We start from the raw sequence: 16,520 nt of genomic DNA, 5'->3' as shown, positions 1-16,520 counted from the left end.
TCATGGACGCAGCACCTCGACGGTGACCCCGGCTTCGACGAAGGCCCGCTGCGCGGCGTCCGCGTCGCCGCCCACCAGCGCCACGACCAGTTGTCCGTACGGCGTCTCGCGGATCCGGTCGATCCGGCCGGACAGGATGTTGTAGTCCACGCCGGCGTGCCGCGCGACGCGGCCGAGCAGCGGCGCATAGGTATCGGGACCGAGGAAGGTCAGGCGCACGATGCGACCCTCGACCGCGCGGACATCGGCATGCAGGCCGCCCTCGTCCACGTGCTCGGCCTCGGAAACGAACCGCCGCGTGGTCGGATGCTGCGGATGCAGGAACACTTCGGTCACCGGCCCCGCCTCCACCAGGCGGCCGGCGTCGAGCACCGCCACGCGGTCGCAGATCCGGCGGATCACGTCCATCTCGTGGGTGATCAGGACGATGGTCAGGCCCAGTTCGCGGTTGATCCGCGACAGCAGCTCGAGCACCGAGGCGGTGGTCTGCGGGTCCAGCGCACTGGTCGCCTCGTCGCAGAGCAGGATCTTCGGTTCCGTCGCCAGGGCGCGGGCGATGCCGACGCGCTGCTTCTGGCCGCCGGACAGCTGCGCCGGGTACTTGCCGGCGTGCTCGGCCAGGCCTACCCGCTCCAGCAGCCCGGCCACGCGCGATGCGACCTCGGCCCGCGGCGTGCCGGCCAGCTCCAGCGGGAAGGCGACGTTGCCGGCGACGGTGCGCGAGGACAGCAGGTTGAAGTGCTGGAAGATCATCCCGATCCGCCGCCGCAGCGCGCGCAGCCCGTCGCGGTCGAGCGCGGTCACGTCCTGGCCTTCCACCCGCAGGCGCCCGCCGCTGGGTTCCTCCAGCCGGTTGATCAGGCGGATCAGGGTGGACTTGCCGGCGCCGGAGTGGCCGATGATCCCGAACACCTCGCCGGCCTGGATCTCCAGGTCGAGCGGGTGCAGTGCGGCGACCTGGCGTCCGCCGGCGGCGTAGGACTTGTGGACCTGCTGGAGCTGGATCGACGGGGGCATGGAAGGCGCCTGCGGGGGCGGGAAGACTAGCAGCTGCGCCGTGGACGCAGGCGGTCCCGGCGTCCCATGCACATTCCGCATCGTTCTAAGCCCGGGCGGCGCTCAGGAATGGTCGATCGGCGCCGCCCGCTCCGCACCGACCACGCGCTCGCGGCGCAGCAGGTACAGCCCGCTGGCGACGATGATCGCCGCGCCGCTCCAGGTCCAGGCGTCGGGCAGCGTGCGCCACAGCAGCCAGTCCCAGGCGATCACCCAGACCAGCCCGGTGTATTCCAGCGGCGCGATCAGCGAGGCCTCGCCGCGCATGAACGCGGCGGTCAGCGCGATCTGGCCCAGCGCCCCGGCCAGGCCCATGCCCAGGATCAGCGCCGCGTGCTCCCAGCGCAGCGGTACCCAGCCCGGGATCGCCGCCAGCCCGGCACCGACGGCCATGATCGCCAGGAACCACACCACCATCGCCTGCGGCGTGTCGGTGCGGGTCAGCAGGCTCACCGTGACCGCGGCGATCGCATAGGCGGTCGCCGCCAGCAGCACCATCAGCCCGGGGAAGGAGATGATCCCGCCCACGCCCGGGCGCAGCACCACGATCACGCCGGCCAGGCCGATCGCGATCGCGGTCCAGCGCCGCGGCCCGACCTTCTCGCCCAGCAGCGGCACCGACAGCGCGGCCACCAGCAGCGGTGCGACGAAGTAGATCGCGTAGGCGCTGGACAGCGGCATCCGCTTCAGCGCGAACACGAAGCACCCGATCATCACCATGCCCAGCACGCCGCGCAGCAGGTGCAGGCCCCAGCGCACCGGGATGATCGAGCGCGGCCCGGCGGTGGCCAGCACCCAGACCAGCACGAACGGCAGCGAGGCGGCGCCGCGCAGCAGGGTCACCTGCAGCGGCGGGTAATCGGCCGACAGCAGCTTCATGCCCGCGTCCATCAGCGAGAAGCTGGCGACGGCGGCGAGCATCCAGCCGATGGCGGCCAGCGGCCGGCGGCGAACAGCGGGGCGGGGCGGGGACATGCGCGCATTATCGCCGGCCACCACTGCCGTTGTCCGCCGTGAGGCTATGCTCGCGCCTTCTTCGAGGAGACCACGATGGCGCCCGGATCCCTGCCCGCCCTGCTGCTTCTCGCCCTGTCCTCCACCGCCGTCGCGCATGCCGCGCCGCCGGCGCCTTACCCGGCCGAGCTGGCGCGACTGGACGGCTATGCCCGCGGACTGGCTGACGCCGGCCTGTTCTCCGGCGTGGTCCTGATCGCGCGCGACGGCGAGCTCCTGTCCGAGCGGGCCTACGGATTGCGCGACGAGAACGGCGACGCGCCGCTGGCCGCCGGCGACCGGTTCAACCTGGCCTCGGCGGGCAAGATGTTCACCAGCGTCGCGATCCTGCAGCAGGTGGCCGCCGGCCGGCTGGGCCTGGATACGCCGGTCGGCGAGGTGCTGGCCGACTATCCCAATGCCGTGTTCGCCCGCGACGTCACCGTCCGCCACCTGCTCACCCATACCGGCGGCGCGGGCGACATCGACGAGCTGTTCGGCGCCGGCAACGCCGACCGGCGCGCGCGCCTGCGCACCCTGGCCGACATGGTCGCGCTGCACGGCGAGCGCCCGCCGGCGTTCCCGCCAGGCACGCGACAGGCCTACGGCAACTACGGCTACATCGTCCTCGGGCGGATGGTCGAGGTCCTGTCGGGCGAGGATTTCGAGCATTACCTGCGCGCCCATGTCTTCGAACCGGCGGGCATGGCGTCCACCGGCTTCGTCGACTGCACCGATCCGGCGCCGGACATCGCCGCCGGCTACGTGGACGTGGATGGCAAGCGCGTGCGCAACTGCGCCACCCTGCCCGCGCGCGGGATGGCCGCCGGCGGCCAGGTGTCCACCGCCCGCGACATGCTGCGCTTCGTGCAGGCCCTGCAGTCCGGGCAGCTGTTGCCGAAGGCGCTGCTCGAACAGGCCACCGCCACCCAGCGCGAGTTCATGGGCCTGGGCTTCTTCGCCACCGACTACGGCCCGGACCATCCCGCCCGCGATTTCCGCTGGGGCCACGGCGGCAGCGCCGACGGCATCTGCACCGACGTGCGCACCTACCCGCGCACCGGCGAAACCCTGGTCGTCCTCTCCAACCGCGACGCGCCGGCCTGCTACGGCGTCGCCCGCTTCCTGCACGCGAACTGGCCGGGCCCGGACTGAAGCCGGGCCGGGCATGGCCTAGAATGGGCGCATTCCGCAGGAGTTCTCCCCATGCCTTCCTTCGACATCGTGTCCGAAGTCGATACCCACGAACTGACCAACGCGGTCGACCAGGCCAGCCGCGAACTGACCACCCGCTTCGACTTCAAGGGCGTGGACGCGAAGTTCGTGCTCGAGGAGAACGTGATCTCGCAGTCGGCGCCGAGCGATTTCCAGCTCAAGCAGATGGTCGACATCCTCAAGCAGCGCCTGACCGCGCGCGGCATCGACATCCGCTGCCTGGAATTCGGCGAGGTGGAGACCAACCTGGCCGGCGCCCGGCAGAAGGTCACGGTCAAGCAGGGCATCGAGCGCGAGACCGCCAAGAAGATCCAGGGCTCGCTCAAGGACGCCAAGCTCAAGGTCGACAGCCAGATCAACGGCGACAAGCTGCGCGTGAACGGCAAGAAGCGCGACGACCTGCAGGATGCGATCGCCCTGCTGCGCAAGGCCGATTTCAGCATCCCGCTGCAGTTCGAGAATTTCCGCGACTGAGCGCGGGAGAGCGATGATGGACAGCAACCCGTTCGACACCCCAGAGGGTCCCGGCGAGGAGGAAGCCATCGCCGCGATGCGGCGCTGGCTCGAGCGCGCGGTGATCGGCCTGAACCTGTGCCCGTTCGCCAAGGCGGTGTACGTCAAGCAGCAGGTGCGCTTCGCCTTCAGCGACGCGACCACGCCGGAGCAGCTGCTCGAACAGCTGGGCGAGGAACTGCTGCGGCTGCGCGACACGCCCGCCGAGCAGGTGGACACCACCCTGCTGGTCCACCCTTACGTGCTGCAGGACTTCCTGGACTACAACGACTTCCTCGACCAGGCCGACGCGCTGGTCGAGGCGCTGGAGCTGGATGGCGAGCTGCAGGTGGCCAGCTTCCACCCCGACTACCGGTTCGCCGACAGCGACCCGGACGACATCGAGAACTACAGCAACCGCGCGCCCTGGCCGACCCTGCACCTGCTGCGCGAGGACAGCGTCAGCCGCGCGGTGGACGCGTATCCGGAGCCGGACTCGATCGTCGAGCGCAACTACGCCACCTTGCGCCAGCTCGGCCACGCCGGCTGGCGCCGGCTGTTCGACGACAGCACCCGCCACTGAGGCACCGCGCACACGCGCCGTGCATCGGGCGCGCGTGATACTGGGCGCCCGTCACCGCGGAGCGCGGCCATGTCGCTGGTTCCTCCCCTCACCGCATGGAATCCGGCGCCGCTGCAGGACCGCGTGGTCCTGGTCACGGGCGGCGCCCAGGGCATCGGTCGCGGCATCGCCCAGGCGGTGCTCGGCGCCGGCGGCCAGGTCGCCCTCGCCGACCTCGATGCCGACGCCGGCCGCGCGTGCCTGCGCGAATGGGGGTTGTCGCGTCGCGCCATCTTCCGCCGCGCCGACGTGGCGCGCGAGCGCGATGTCGCCGCGTTCGTCGGCGCGGCGCTCGACCGCTTCGGCCGGATCGACGGGGTGGTCAACAACGCGGGCATCGCCGATCCGCAGGTGCCGCCGCTGGACGCGCTGGAGTTCGCCGAATGGAACCGGCGCCTGTCTAGCCTGCACGGGGCCTTCCTGTGCAGCCGCCACGCGCTGCCCGCCCTGCGTCGGGCCGAAGGCGGCGGCGCGATCGTCAACATCGCCTCCACCCGCGCGCACCAGTCCGAGCCGCACGGCGAAGCCTACGCCGCGGCCAAGGGCGGCCTGCTGGCCTTCACCCATGCGCTGGCCGCCAGCGAAGGCCCGCGCGTGCGGGTCAACGCGATCAGTCCCGGCTGGATCGCCACCGACGCGTGGCGTGCGCCGGCGCGCCGGCGCACGCCGAAGCTCTCGCGCGCCGACCATGCGCAGCACCCGGCCGGGCGGGTCGGGACGCCGGAGGACGTCGCCGCGCTCGCGGTGTACCTGCTGGCGCCGACACTGTCCGGCTTCGTCACCGGCCAGGAGTTCCTGGTCGACGGCGGCATGAGCCGGAAGATGCAGTACGCCTGACGCCGGGCATCGGCCCGCGCCGCGGGTGTTCAGCGCACCGTGGCCCCGCGCAGCACGGGCTTGCCGTCATGCACGTCGGTCCATGCCAGCCATGCGGCACCGCCGCTCCACTGCAGCCGCGGCAGGCCACTGGCGCGGCCACGCGCGGACAGGCGGGCGACCTCGATCCGCTCCCCCTGCCCCCAGTCGGCGTCGTAGCGACCCAGCACCAGCCGTTGCGAAGCCGGCGGGCCGTCCTCTTCCAGCCAGGCCGCGAGCAGGCGTCCGTCGCCCAGGGCGAGCGCGATGCGACCGAGCACCTGCGCCCCCTTCGCCAGGACGACCGGTTTGCCGAAATGGTCGCCTGCGTCGTCCGAGCGCGCCGCGCGCAGTTCCGGGACGCCCCCGGACTCGGTGTACCACGCCACCCAGACCGCGCTGCCATCGGCCACCACCGCCGGGCCGTTGACCGGGCAGCCGGCGAACCGCCAGCCATCGGCATGGACGTCGCGCGGCGCGGTCCAGGTGCCGTCCTCGAGGCGGACGATGCGGGTATCGCGGACCTCCTGCGCGTCCCGCCCGCGGTACACGACCACCACGCCGCGGTCGGTCATCGCCGACGACGTCGTGCAGCAGTCGCAGGTCGAGGCGTCGAGCGGCCACTCCGCCTCCTGCGTGCCTTCCGGCCCGTGGAGGGCGGCGCGCAGCATCATCGCCGGGCCGCCACCGTGGTGGCCGTCGTGCGCGGCGCCGGTGGCGTGCGCGGCAGCCGCCTTCTGCCGGCTGTCGAGCCAGGCGATCCCCACGCGGTCGTCGGCCTGGGTCCAGTAGGTCACGAAGCCGTGGTCGCCGCGGGTACCTGCCGGATGCACTTGCAACGGCGCCGACCAGTGCGCGCCGCCATCGACGGAGCGGACCAGGGCGATCCCGTAGTCCATCCGCGAAGGCCCGGTGCTGCGCAGCCAGTGCGCCCACAGCGAGCCGTCCGGCAAGGCATGCACGCGAGGCGTATCGGCCCAGTTGACGAACCAGCCGGCGCCCGACGCCACGGTGTGCACGGAACTCCACGCGGTGGCGGCGGCGGGCTTGGCCGAGGCCAGCTGCAGCCGGTGGCCATCGGCGACCGGCTCGATCCAGCTCAGCAGCAGGCGCCCGTCCGGGGCGAGCGCCAGGTCGGGCTGCGCGGCGCCTTCGCCCGCCGGCAGCGCCCACGCCTCCACGTTCGGCGCCGGGGCCACGGCGGGCGTCGGCGCGGGGTGCTTCGCGGTCGCCGCGTCGTCGTTGCCGCAGGCCGTGAGCACGGCGATGAGCGCGAAGGCGGACCAGGGGGTCGATCTGGACATGCGTGTTCCCTCGAAGGTGATGGGCGCGGTGGTGCGCGTCGGCCATGTCGTGCATCCATGATCGCGCGTCCCGCCTGCGCCCGTGCAATGCGCCCGGGCGCCGGGGCCGGCCGTCGGCGTCCCGCAGGCCGGTCATGCGGCTGGCGGTTGCCGTGCTCGCCGGGCGGCGTGGCCGGGCAAGGCGGACATGCGGCGGCCGCCATGCCGGAGGTCGACCGATGCAGGCGTGCCTAGAACGAACGCCGCAGCAGCAGCTCCCAGCTGCGCGGGTCGCCGAGGTAGACCATGTTCGCGTTGAGCGCGTACGCCACCCAGGTGCGGTCGCCGAGGTTGCGGCCGCGCAGGACCAGTTCGCCCTTCGGGCCGGCCTTCCAGCGCACGTGCGCGCCCCAGGTCGCGTACCCCGCGGTGGACAGGGTGTTGGCCGCATCGACGTAGCGCGATGACACCGCGCGCAGGTCCACGCCTGCCGACCAGTGGTCGTCGAAGGCATAGTCGGCCCACAGGGTGCCGACCCGCGCCGGCGTGTTGGCCGGCGTGTTGCCGGCACGCGACACCGCCACGCCGCCCACGGTCTCGGTGAACGCATCCAGCCGCGCGTCGACCCAGGCGAGGTTGCCGTCGATCGACAGCGCATCGCCGGGCTTCCAGCCGAACGCCACCTCCACGCCGCGCGAGGACTGCTGCCCGACCGGCAGGGTCTGCCCGGGGTTGGCCGGATCGCTGGTGGCGAGGTTGCGGCGCACGATGCGGTAACCGGCAACGGTGCCGTAGGCGCGCCCGTCGCGTGACTGGAACCGGGCCCCGACCTCCACCTGGCGCCCGGTGCTGAGATCGAAGTCGCGGACCGTGGCCAGGCTGGCGGTGCTCAGCACGCCGGCGGGCGGGTCGGCGGCGGTGCTGTACTGCGCGTAGACGCGCTGCTGCCCGGAGAGGGCCCAGTCGAATGCCACGCGTCCGCTGGTCGGCCGGTACCGCCGTGCGAAGCGCGACGGGTTCGCGGGGGTGGCGGTACGGTGGTTGGTCACGTCCAGGTCGATGCGGTCGTGGCGCAGGCCGGTGAGCAGCGACAGCGAGGGCGTCAGCGAGGTCAGGTTCTCCACGTACGCGGCCAGTGTGTGCACGCGGTTGGTCCTGTCGGCCGCGTACGTAAGCGACATGCCCGGCACGTCGAGGAAGCGGCCCGGGGCGACCGCGTCCAACGGCACCGTGTCGACGGTGCCGGGCAGCGACAGCGGGAAGCGCGTTTGCCGGTTGTAGCTGGCGTCGGCGCCGATCGCCCATTGCGTGGGCAGGCCCGCGAGCGTTGCGGTGCGGGTCCAGTCGACGCGGTCGCCCCAGACCTGCTGGTCATGGCGCTGCAGCAGCGCACCCGAACGCACCACCGCATCGTTACCGGGCGTGAGCCGGTAGCTTTCCACGTTGCGGTAGTCGCGCAGCGCGTCGTAGTGGTAGGCGGTGTTGCGCAGGGTCTCGCCCTCGCCCGGAGCCCATTCCAGCAGCGAGCGCGCCCACCGCACGTCCTGTCCGTAGTAGCCGTCGCCGACGTTGTAGTTGCGCCCCACCGCCGGCTCCGGCACCGACAGGCGACCGCCCGCCCGTTGCCGCGCGGGCGTGCCCCAGTACGGGCGATGGTTGTCTTCGTCCTGGTACTCAAGCGCCAGCGTGTGCTGCAGGCCTGGCGCGACCTCGACCCGCCACGAACCCGCGATGGCCAGCGCCTCGCGCTGCTGCCGGTCGATCCAGCTGCCGGCATCGCGCCAGCTGGCGTCCAGCGCCAGCGCCTGCGGAACGCGCCTTGTGCCGAGGCGCAGGTTGCCGCCGAAGGCCACGGTGTAGTCGTCGTGGGATCCGATCGACACCTGCCCGCGCGAAGTGTCGCCCTGCAGGTCGGCCAGTCGCGTGACGTAGTTGATCGCGCCGCCCACCGCGCCGGCGCCGTACAGGAAGCTCGACGGTCCGCCGATCGCCTCCACCCGCGTGTACTGCCACGCATCGACCGGGCGTGCGGCGATCGTCGCGTACTGCACATCGATGCCGTTGAACAGCTGGCTGACCTGGCTGCCGGAAAACCCGCGCCAGGTCACTGCATTGCCATTGCCCGGCGGCGCGGCAACGGTCACGCCGGGAATGCCGGCGAGCGCGTCCTGGGTCGTGCGCACCCCGCGGACGTCCATGGCCTGGCGATCGATCACCGTGACCGACGCCGGCAGGTCGCCCACGTCCAGGGCCAGGTGCGAGGTGCTGCCGGCAGATGCATCCAGCGGCGTCTGGCGGGCCTTCACCTCGATCGCGTCCAGGGTTGTTGGAACCGGCCCATCGTCGACGACTTCGGCGGCGCGCGCCGCGGAGGAGACGAGGATCGTTGAATACAGCGCTGCGGACAGGGCCAGCAGCGGACATGACGCACGCGGCGCCACTCGAAGAGCAATCGGCATGGGAACTCCAAAGCACACGGGCGCGGCACCGGGGCCACGCGGATCAGGTGGTGACGGTGTGGTTCAGAGCAGGACCGGTGGACCGCGGCTGCCTAGGCCGCGCAGGCGTTCGCGCGCGCGCGCGCGCGGCGCCACGGCGGGGAGCGGAATATCCCGCCGCAACGCGGGCGGCAGCAGGACGCACGCCAGCAGCAACAGCGGCAACGACGCGGCCAGCGGGCAATAGGCGCAATCGGCTTCGCTCGAGGGCTTGGCCGGCGACGACGCGGCCGCGTCGCCGGACGGGCGTGCGTCGCTGGGAAGCGACTTCAGGCCCATGGTCGTGCACAGTTCCGACCAGCCGGCCACCACGCCCGGGGTGGCGCCGGCCAGCACGCGGCTGACCGCTGGCGCGAGCGCGAGCAGCAGCACGGCCAGCAGCGCGAGCCGGGTCATGCGGCGATCGAGGGCGCGGGAACGGAGCACGCGCCGATTGTAGGTGGGACGCCGCGCGCCGAGGCTCCGGCGGCGGCGGGTGGGACGATATGTCCACCGCCGCGTACCGGGCGGCGCTGCTCAGCCGGCCGCGACGCGCGCCTCGAGCAGCCGCTGCGCCTCGCCCAGCGACGGGACGATGCGATGGGCCAGCGCACGCACCGCTTCGTCGGGCTCCAGCAGGTCGGGCACCTGGACCGGGGTCATGCCCGCGGCCAGCGCCGCGCGCACGCCGGTCGGCGAGTCCTCCAGCACCAGGCAGCGCGCCGGGCCTACGCCGAGGGTCGAGGCCGCCAGCAGGTAGACATCCGGGGCCGGCTTGGGTCGCGGCACGTCGCTGCTGGTGCAGACCGCGTCGAAATAGCCCAGCAACCCGGCCGCCTGGAGCTTGCGCATCGCCAGCGGGCGCCGGGTGGAGGTCGCCACCGCGCGCGGGATGCCGCGCGCGACCAGCCATTCGAGCAGCTCCACGATACCGGGGCGGTGGTCGATGCCGGCATCGGCGACGGCGTCGTAAAGCAGTTCGGAACGCTCGAGCAGCACGTCCGCCGCCGCTTCGCCGATCTGCTCGGACACCAGCCGCCGGCACAGGCCGTCGCCGCCGCCGATCATCTTCAGCCACAGCGCATCGGGCAGCGCGTGGCCGAGGTCGCGCGCGGCCTGGGCCATGCAGGCGTTGATCGCGCGCTCGCTGTCGAGCATCAGGCCGTCCATGTCGAAGATCACCGCATCGGGCACGAACGGCAGCGGGGCGGCGGGGGGCAAGGGGCTCACGCGGTCTCCAGCTTGAACAGGGAATCGAGGTCGGCCGCGCCGAGCGCGCGCCATTGCCCCTCCGGCAACCCGTCCAGCGCAAGCCCGCCGACCTGCGGCCGGTGCAGCGCTTCGACGTGGTTGCCGGTGGCGGCGAACATCCGCCGCACCTGGTGGTAGCGGCCTTCGTGCAGGGTCAGGCGCGCGCGGCGCGGGCCGAGCACCTCCAGCCGGGCCGGCAGCAGCGGCGTGGTTTCCGACTCGAGCATCAGCGTGCCGCTGGCGAACAGCGCGGCCTCGTCGCCGCGCAGGTCCTGCGCCAGCGTGGCCTCGTAGACCTTGGCCAGCTTCGATTTCGGCGACACGATCCGGTGCAGCAGGCCGCCGTCGTCGGTCATCAGCAGCAGGCCGGTGGTCTCGCGGTCCAGGCGCCCGACGGTGGACAGCACCGGATCGCGTTCGCGGAAGCGCGACGGCAGCAGGTCGTAGACGATCCGACCCTTGTCCTTGGTCGAACAGGTATGGCCGGCCGGCTTGTGCAGCATCAGCACCAGGCCCGGCGGCGGGTCCAGCGGCTCGCCATCGACGCGGACGTTGTCGTGGTCGAGCGGGTCGTCGGCGTACAGCACCTCGCCATCGGCATCGGTGACGCGGCCCTCGCGGAACATCCACGCGACCTCCTTGCGGCTGCCGTAGCCCAGGTTGGCCAGGTGCTTGACCAGTTGCATCGATTTCCTGCTCATCGGCGCCTCTCCTTCATCCGCCGGTCCTTCACCGCACGGCCATCCGCGGCCTGCCCGTCCACCGCCTGGGCCTTCACCGCCTCGATCACCTTGAAGCCGCCGCCTTCGGCGAGCACGCGGTGCGTGGCGAATGCCTGCGCCACCGTCGCCTCGTACGGCAGGTGGCGGTTGGCCACCAGCAGCAGGCGGCCACCGGGGCGCAGCGACTGCGCGGCGACCTCGATGAAGCGCTGGCCCAGTTCGGGGCGGTCGCCGCGGTCGTGCCCATGGAACGGCGGGTTGCTGACGATGAAGTCGTAGCCGCCGGCCGGCAGGCCGGTGGTGACGTCGTGCCAGTGGAACCCCAGCGCCACGCGCGCGGCGTGCGGATCCAGGTTCAGGCGGGCCAGTTCGACCGCGCGCGCCTCCGCCTCGTACAGGTCGAGCGAGGCCACGCGCGGGCAACGCCCCAGCACTTCGGACGCGAGGTATCCCCAGCCGGCACCGAGGTCGGCGCCACGGCCGGCCAGGTCGGCGGGCAGGTGCGCGGCCAGCAACGCCGAGGCCGGATCGATCCGGTCCCAGGCGAACACGCCGGGCCGGCTGTGGAAACGCCCGCCCAGGATCGGGCGCGGCGCATCGGCCTGCCGCCAGCGCGCCAGCAGGGCCGCGTCGTGCGCGCCGGACAGCGGCGCAGTCCAGAACACGCGGCAATGGAACTTGGTGAGCGTGCCGCCGAGCCCGGCCAGCTGCTGCAGGTCCTTCTCCCGCGAGCGGGCGCCTTCATCGTTGGCCACCGCGGCGACCACGCGCGCGCCCGGCGCGGCCATCCCGACCGCGCGTGCGAGCAGCGCCCGCGCCTCGTCGCGCTGGCGGGGCGGCAGGACCAGCACCAGCGCGGCGCCCGCGGCGTCTTCCAGGTCCGGCTGCACGTCGAGCCCGGCCTGGCGCAGGCCATCGGCCAGCGGCCGGAATCCCTGTTCGCAACGGAGATGCCCGATGGGCCGCTGGCGCAACGGCCAGCCGTCGCGGGCGCGCAGGAACGCGATGCTTCCCTGCGCCGGCCATGGCAGCGCGCCGCCGTCGAACGGCAGCATCAGGGCCTTCAGGGGATCGTCGTCGGGGCTCAAGCGCAGGCACGCGGCAGTGGGCGGGCCATTATCCGCCATCGCCGCGACGGGGTGGCCGCCATTCCCCGCCAGCGGTTGCTCCGGGTCGCGCTGCGTTCACCCGGCGTCCGCGCGCGGCCGCAGCGTCGGCCTGACCCAGGTCAAGGCGATGGCCCATCCCTTGCGCGACCCTTCCCGCGTCCCCATTGGCAGAAGATGGACATGCCACACCCCCGGCTCGAGATCGACGGCGCGATGGTCGCGCAGGCGCTGGGCCTGGAGGTCGCCGCCTTCCGGCAACTGATGGACGACGGCAAGGTCCGGGTGCTGTGCGAACGTGGCACCGGCGAGGACGCCGGCACGTGGCGCGCGTCGTTCTACCACGGTACGCGACGCGCGCGTTTCGTCGTCGACGCACGCGGCAGGCCTGTCGGCGCTTGAGCGGCGGGGAGCGCACGGTCAGTGCAGCGGGCGGCCGGCCTCACTCCGGCTGCACGAGGTATTGACCGGGGCTGCACGCGGTCGCGCGCAGCCTGACCCTCGGCATCCAGGTGCGAGGTGACCCATGCGTGCCCTCTTCGTCGGCGGCGTCGTCGACAACAGCGAACTGGACATGGACGACGGCGAACCGCCCATGCACTACCCGGCCGACAGCGGCGGCGGGCAGCCGCGCTACCGACTGCACCAGCGCGGCGTGCGCACGGACGGCAGCGTGGCCTATGCGGTCTACGGTGCGCCCGGGATCGACGAGGCCGAAGTCGGGCGCGTCGCCGGCGAGCGCGACTACGCCCGGGGCGCTTCGAGGCCGAGCCCCGTCCCGTCGCGCACGGCGACTGACCTGCCGCCAGCGACGCACACGGGTCTTTCCGTGGCCGCGTGCCTCCAGGCCCGCGGCCGCATCGCCTCGATGCATCAGACCGGCGTCGGATTGCGGTACTTGAACCCGGCCTGGTGCCAGTACGGATACGGCCTGGTCACGGCGCTGGCGGCGTCGAGCTTGGCCACCTGGTCCGCGCTGAGGTTCCAGCCGACCGCGCCGAGGTTCTGCCGCAGCTGCTCCTCGTTGCGCGCACCGATCACCACGGTCGACACGGTCGGGCGTTGCAGCAGCCAGTTCAGTGCCACCTGCGGCACCGAGCGGCCGGTTTCGGCGGCCACGTCGTCCAGTGCGTCGACGACGTTGTACACGTGTTCGAAATCCACCGGCGGACCGGAATCGACCGCGGTCTGCGACTGCAGGCGGCTGGACTCGGGCAGCGGCTGGCCGCGCCGGATCTTGCCGGTGAGGCGGCCCCAGCCCAGCGGGCTCCATACCACCGCACCCACGCCCTGGTCCTCGGCCAGCGGCATCAGCTCCCACTCGTAGTCGCGGCCGAGCAGCGAGTAGTAGGCCTGGTGGGCGACGTAGCGGGGCCAGCCGTAGCGGTCGGCGGTGGCCAGCGACTTCATCAGGTGCCAGCCGGAGAAATTGGACACGCCCAGGTAGCGGATCTTGCCGGCGCGGACCAGGTTGTCGAGCGTGGACAGCACTTCTTCCACCGGCGGGCGCGCGTCGAAGCCGTGCAGCTGGAACAGGTCGATGTAGTCGGTGCCCAGGCGCTTCAAGGCGGCATCGACCGCGTTGATCAGGTGGTAGCGGGAGGAACCGACCTGGTTCTCGCCGTCGCCGAAGCGGAACGTGGCCTTGGTCGAGATGAGCAGCGAATCGCGCGGGCGGCCCTTGATCGCTTCTCCGAGGATTTCCTCGGCCGCGCCCCTCGAGTACACGTCGGCGCTGTCGAACATGTTGAGCCCGGCCTCCAGGCAGATGTCGACCAGCCGCCGCGCCTGGGCCACGTCGGTGCTGCCCCAGGCGCTGAACAGCGCGCCGCTGCCGCCGAAGGTGCCGGTGCCGAAGCTCAGGACGGGGACGCGGAAGCCGGAACGGCCGAGATAGCGGTATTCCATGGAGATGTCCGGGGGAAGGAGACAGGAGCGTCATTTCACTCCCGGCGCACGGTCGGCTCAAGGCCGCCGGTGGGATGCTGGGTTGCCGGCGTTCCGGATGCGGCGCCTCGCCTGCGTCGTGTCCGCTCAGCGCGTGCGCGGCGGTCCAGCCGCCCTGGCGGCCTTCAGGTCGGTGGGGTCGCCCAGCGATGCGTTCAACGCCACCGCCTCGGTGACCAGCGCGCGCCCCACCGTCGCGGCGATCGCATCGCCCGCCCCCAGCTCCAGCGTCGCCATCTCGTATTTTCCACCGGGCTTCAGCCGGGGCTCGATCGCACGCAGGCGCTGCCCGCGCCAGAAGCCGAACAGCACCCGCGCCGGCTCGGCGCGGATCAGGCACACCGGTCCATTCGCCGCGTACACCAGGTGGCCCCACCGGATCCGCTCCTCGAGCGTGGCCGCGTCCAGTACCGCCTGGCGCAGGGCCCGCACGCAGCCGGCCTGCCAGCCGCCGAGCGTGGCCAGGTAGGCCTGCGGGTCCGGCGCGGACCCCATTTTCCCGGGCATGACGCCTCCTCCTCCGCTCAGCGCGCGGATGCTCCTTCGGGTTCGTGCGGATACACCGCCGCGACCGCGCAGCGGAATCCCGCGCCGCTGCCGGCGACCGGACCGCCTGCCCCGCTGCCGTCGACCGATACGATCTGGTCGCCGGGGTTGCCGCAGATCACGCCGATGCCGAAGCCCGAACGGAACACGATCGCCGGCGCCGAATCCAGGTCCGGGCAGCTGTTCGCCAGCTCGACCCGGTAGAAGCGATGGCCGCCGGAGCGGCGCGGCGACAGCTCCACCAGCAGGCCCTGCGGATCCTCGGCCCAGGCCCGCAGGTAGCGCGGATTGAAGCAGTAGTTCGCCGAGCCGGCGAAGCCGCGCCGGCGCGCCTCGCGCACCTCCACCGGCGCGAGCGTCCTGATCTCTTCGTCGCGCTGGTCGGCCGCGCGCGACAGCGTCGCGTACTCGCGCGCGTCGACGGCCACCAGGCCTGCGACCGGACACAGCGTCGCCCCCGCCCGGACATACTCCTGGCCATGGCCGCAGACCCAGCCATCGCGCGCCAGCAGCTGCGCGCCGGCATCGCCGGCTTCCGGGCAGTCCACGCCCAGGTCGATGCGGAAGCGCTGGCCAGCCGCGTCCATGACCGCCAGCGCACCCGGCGCGGGCTGGCGCATCTCGACCATCCGCCGCGCATCCAGGCAGCCCGCGGCCGGCGGCGTCCGCTCATCGTCAAAGGCTTGCGCCGGGCCGGCCAGCACCGCCATCGCGATCACGATCCCGCGCATGCTTCCGTCCCGTCCGTGCGTTCGCGGCATGGTAGTGCAGGACGGTATCCTTGGCGCATGTCCCTGCGCCGCCTCGCCGCCACCCGCTACGTGACCCCGCTGCGCGAGGGCGGCTCGATGCCCGCGGTGGTCGAAGCGGACGACCAGGGCCTGTACGTGCTGAAGTTCCGCGGCGCGGGCCAGGGCCCGAAGGCGCTGGTCGCCGAGGCGATCGCCGGTGGCCTCGCGCACGCCCTCGGCCTGCCGATGCCGGAGATCGTGCTGATGGACCTCGACGCCGAGCTCGCCCGCACCGAGGGCGACCCGGAGATCCAGGACCTGATCAAGGCCAGCGCGGGACTCAACTTCGGCATGGACTACCTGCCCGGCGCGATGAACTTCGACCCGGTGGCCGAGCAGCCCGACCCCGGCCTCGCCTCGCGCATCGTCTGGTTCGATGCGTTCACCAGCAATGTCGACCGCACCGCCCGCAACCCGAACATGCTGGTCTGGCACGGCCGGCTGTACCTGATCGACCACGGTGCCTCGCTGTACTTCCACCATGGCTGGGACGGCGATACCGCGCAGGCCGGCAAGCCGTTCGCGCTGGTCCGCGACCACGTGCTGCTGCGCTGGGCCGACCGCATCGCCGACGTCGACGACGACATGGCCCGCCGGCTGGCGCCCGAGGTGGTCGCCCGGGTCGTCGCCCAGGTGCCCGACGACTGGCTGCAGGGGCCGGATGCGTTCGCCGATCCGGCCACCCAGCGCGCCGCCTACGTCGACTACCTGTGCCGGCGCCTGGCGCAGCGCGACGGTTTCGTCCAGGAGGCGATCCGTGCACGCGCATGACACCTACGACTACGCGGTGGTCCGCGTGGTGCCGCGCGTGGAGCGCGAGGAGTTCGTCAACGTCGGGGTGATCCTTTCCTGCGAACGGGCGAAGTTCCTCGAAGCCCGGATCGAGGTCGACGAGGCGCGTTTGCGCGCGCTCGCCCCCGACATCGACCTGGCCCAGGTGCGGCGCCACCTCGAAGCCATCGCCGCGATCTGCCGGGGCGGCGAGGCCGCCGCACCGATCGGCCTGCTGCCGCCGCGCGCGCGCTTCCACTGGCTGACCGCGAAACGCAGCGCGATCATCCAGACCTCGCCGGTGCACATGGGCCGTTGCGGGGGCGACCTGGGCGGCACCCTCGAGCACCTCATGGACCGCATGGTGCGGGTGCAGCGGTCTTCGCGCTGAGC

At 72.6% G+C, this 16,520-nt stretch carries 18 protein-coding genes and 1 pseudogene; 8 read left to right on the top strand and 11 right to left on the bottom strand.

Going from position 1 to position 16,520, the window contains the following annotated elements; all coding sequences use genetic code 11:
• The gene (locus tag ACA089_RS13930) at positions 1-1,017 is read right to left on the bottom strand and encodes a methionine ABC transporter ATP-binding protein (RefSeq protein WP_372017949.1); all 1,017 of its coding nucleotides are present in this window, start codon (positions 1,015-1,017) and stop codon (positions 1-3) included.
• A gap of 102 nt (positions 1,018-1,119) precedes the next feature.
• Positions 1,120-2,031 (bottom strand): DMT family transporter, encoded by a 912-nt coding sequence (locus ACA089_RS13925; RefSeq protein WP_372017947.1) that lies wholly within the window; start codon positions 2,029-2,031, stop codon positions 1,120-1,122.
• A 75-nt stretch (positions 2,032-2,106) separates the two neighbouring features.
• On the opposite strand from ACA089_RS13925, the gene ACA089_RS13920 reads away from it, so the two are divergent.
• The 4 genes from ACA089_RS13920 (at position 2,107) to ACA089_RS13905 (ending at position 5,215) form a co-directional block, all read left to right on the top strand.
• The gene (locus tag ACA089_RS13920) at positions 2,107-3,204 is read left to right on the top strand and encodes a serine hydrolase domain-containing protein (protein WP_372017945.1); all 1,098 of its coding nucleotides are present in this window, start codon (positions 2,107-2,109) and stop codon (positions 3,202-3,204) included.
• Between the two features lie 51 nt (positions 3,205-3,255).
• A complete protein-coding gene (locus ACA089_RS13915) occupies positions 3,256-3,738 on the top strand; it encodes a YajQ family cyclic di-GMP-binding protein (protein WP_372017943.1) in 483 nt (160 codons plus the stop codon).
• Between the two features lie 13 nt (positions 3,739-3,751).
• Positions 3,752-4,339 (top strand): DUF1415 domain-containing protein, encoded by a 588-nt coding sequence (locus ACA089_RS13910; RefSeq protein WP_372017942.1) that lies wholly within the window; start codon positions 3,752-3,754, stop codon positions 4,337-4,339.
• Positions 4,340-4,408: 69 nt separating this feature from the next.
• Complete coding sequence (locus ACA089_RS13905; RefSeq protein WP_372017940.1) at positions 4,409-5,215, top strand: SDR family oxidoreductase; 807 nt, start codon at positions 4,409-4,411, stop codon at positions 5,213-5,215.
• A 29-nt stretch (positions 5,216-5,244) separates the two neighbouring features.
• Here ACA089_RS13905 and ACA089_RS13900 read toward each other — a convergent pair whose 3' ends face one another.
• The 6 genes from ACA089_RS13900 to ACA089_RS13875 all read right to left on the bottom strand — a co-directional run bounded on the left by ACA089_RS13900 (position 5,245) and on the right by ACA089_RS13875 (position 12,093).
• Entirely contained in the window at positions 5,245-6,537 is a 1,293-nt protein-coding gene (locus ACA089_RS13900; protein WP_372017938.1) for a hypothetical protein, read from the bottom strand.
• A 230-nt stretch (positions 6,538-6,767) separates the two neighbouring features.
• The gene (locus ACA089_RS13895) at positions 6,768-8,975 is read right to left on the bottom strand and encodes a TonB-dependent receptor (protein ID WP_372017936.1); all 2,208 of its coding nucleotides are present in this window, start codon (positions 8,973-8,975) and stop codon (positions 6,768-6,770) included.
• 63 nt (positions 8,976-9,038) lie between these two features.
• The gene (locus tag ACA089_RS13890) at positions 9,039-9,440 is read right to left on the bottom strand and encodes a DUF2946 family protein (protein WP_372017934.1); all 402 of its coding nucleotides are present in this window, start codon (positions 9,438-9,440) and stop codon (positions 9,039-9,041) included.
• Between the two features lie 90 nt (positions 9,441-9,530).
• Positions 9,531-10,214: an HAD family hydrolase gene (locus ACA089_RS13885; protein ID WP_372018942.1), complete on the bottom strand. Its 684-nt coding sequence runs from the start codon at positions 10,212-10,214 to the stop codon at positions 9,531-9,533.
• 5 nt (positions 10,215-10,219) lie between these two features.
• Complete coding sequence (locus ACA089_RS13880) at positions 10,220-10,930, bottom strand: pseudouridine synthase (RefSeq protein ID WP_372018939.1); 711 nt, start codon at positions 10,928-10,930, stop codon at positions 10,220-10,222.
• Positions 10,931-10,941: 11 nt separating this feature from the next.
• The gene (locus ACA089_RS13875; RefSeq protein WP_372017932.1) at positions 10,942-12,093 is read right to left on the bottom strand and encodes a class I SAM-dependent methyltransferase; all 1,152 of its coding nucleotides are present in this window, start codon (positions 12,091-12,093) and stop codon (positions 10,942-10,944) included.
• Between the two features lie 162 nt (positions 12,094-12,255).
• Between ACA089_RS13875 and ACA089_RS13870 the strand changes: the two genes are divergently transcribed.
• Positions 12,256-12,474 (top strand): DUF6522 family protein, encoded by a 219-nt coding sequence (locus ACA089_RS13870; RefSeq protein ID WP_372017930.1) that lies wholly within the window; start codon positions 12,256-12,258, stop codon positions 12,472-12,474.
• 124 nt (positions 12,475-12,598) lie between these two features.
• A pseudogene (locus ACA089_RS13865) lies at positions 12,599-12,870 on the top strand (hypothetical protein).
• A 75-nt stretch (positions 12,871-12,945) separates the two neighbouring features.
• Here the strand turns inward: ACA089_RS13865 and ACA089_RS13860 are convergent.
• From ACA089_RS13860 to ACA089_RS13850, 3 genes are all read right to left on the bottom strand, one after another.
• The gene (locus ACA089_RS13860; protein WP_372017928.1) at positions 12,946-13,980 is read right to left on the bottom strand and encodes an aldo/keto reductase; all 1,035 of its coding nucleotides are present in this window, start codon (positions 13,978-13,980) and stop codon (positions 12,946-12,948) included.
• A 126-nt stretch (positions 13,981-14,106) separates the two neighbouring features.
• Entirely contained in the window at positions 14,107-14,526 is a 420-nt protein-coding gene (locus ACA089_RS13855; protein WP_372017927.1) for a DUF1801 domain-containing protein, read from the bottom strand.
• 17 nt (positions 14,527-14,543) lie between these two features.
• Complete coding sequence (locus ACA089_RS13850) at positions 14,544-15,296, bottom strand: hypothetical protein (RefSeq protein ID WP_372017925.1); 753 nt, start codon at positions 15,294-15,296, stop codon at positions 14,544-14,546.
• Between the two features lie 63 nt (positions 15,297-15,359).
• Between ACA089_RS13850 and ACA089_RS13845 the strand changes: the two genes are divergently transcribed.
• A complete protein-coding gene (locus ACA089_RS13845; RefSeq protein WP_372018937.1) occupies positions 15,360-16,127 on the top strand; it encodes a HipA family kinase in 768 nt (255 codons plus the stop codon).
• Entirely contained in the window at positions 16,114-16,518 is a 405-nt protein-coding gene (locus tag ACA089_RS13840; protein ID WP_372017924.1) for a DUF3037 domain-containing protein, read from the top strand. The genes ACA089_RS13845 and ACA089_RS13840 overlap by 14 nt, the downstream gene beginning before the upstream one ends.
• The last annotated feature ends 2 nt before the right edge of the window (positions 16,519-16,520 follow it).

This window comes from Pseudoxanthomonas fibrivorans, from assembly GCF_041464125.1.
Taxonomy (GTDB): domain Bacteria; phylum Pseudomonadota; class Gammaproteobacteria; order Xanthomonadales; family Xanthomonadaceae; genus Pseudoxanthomonas.
This window is presented reverse-complemented; position numbering and strand designations above follow the sequence as displayed.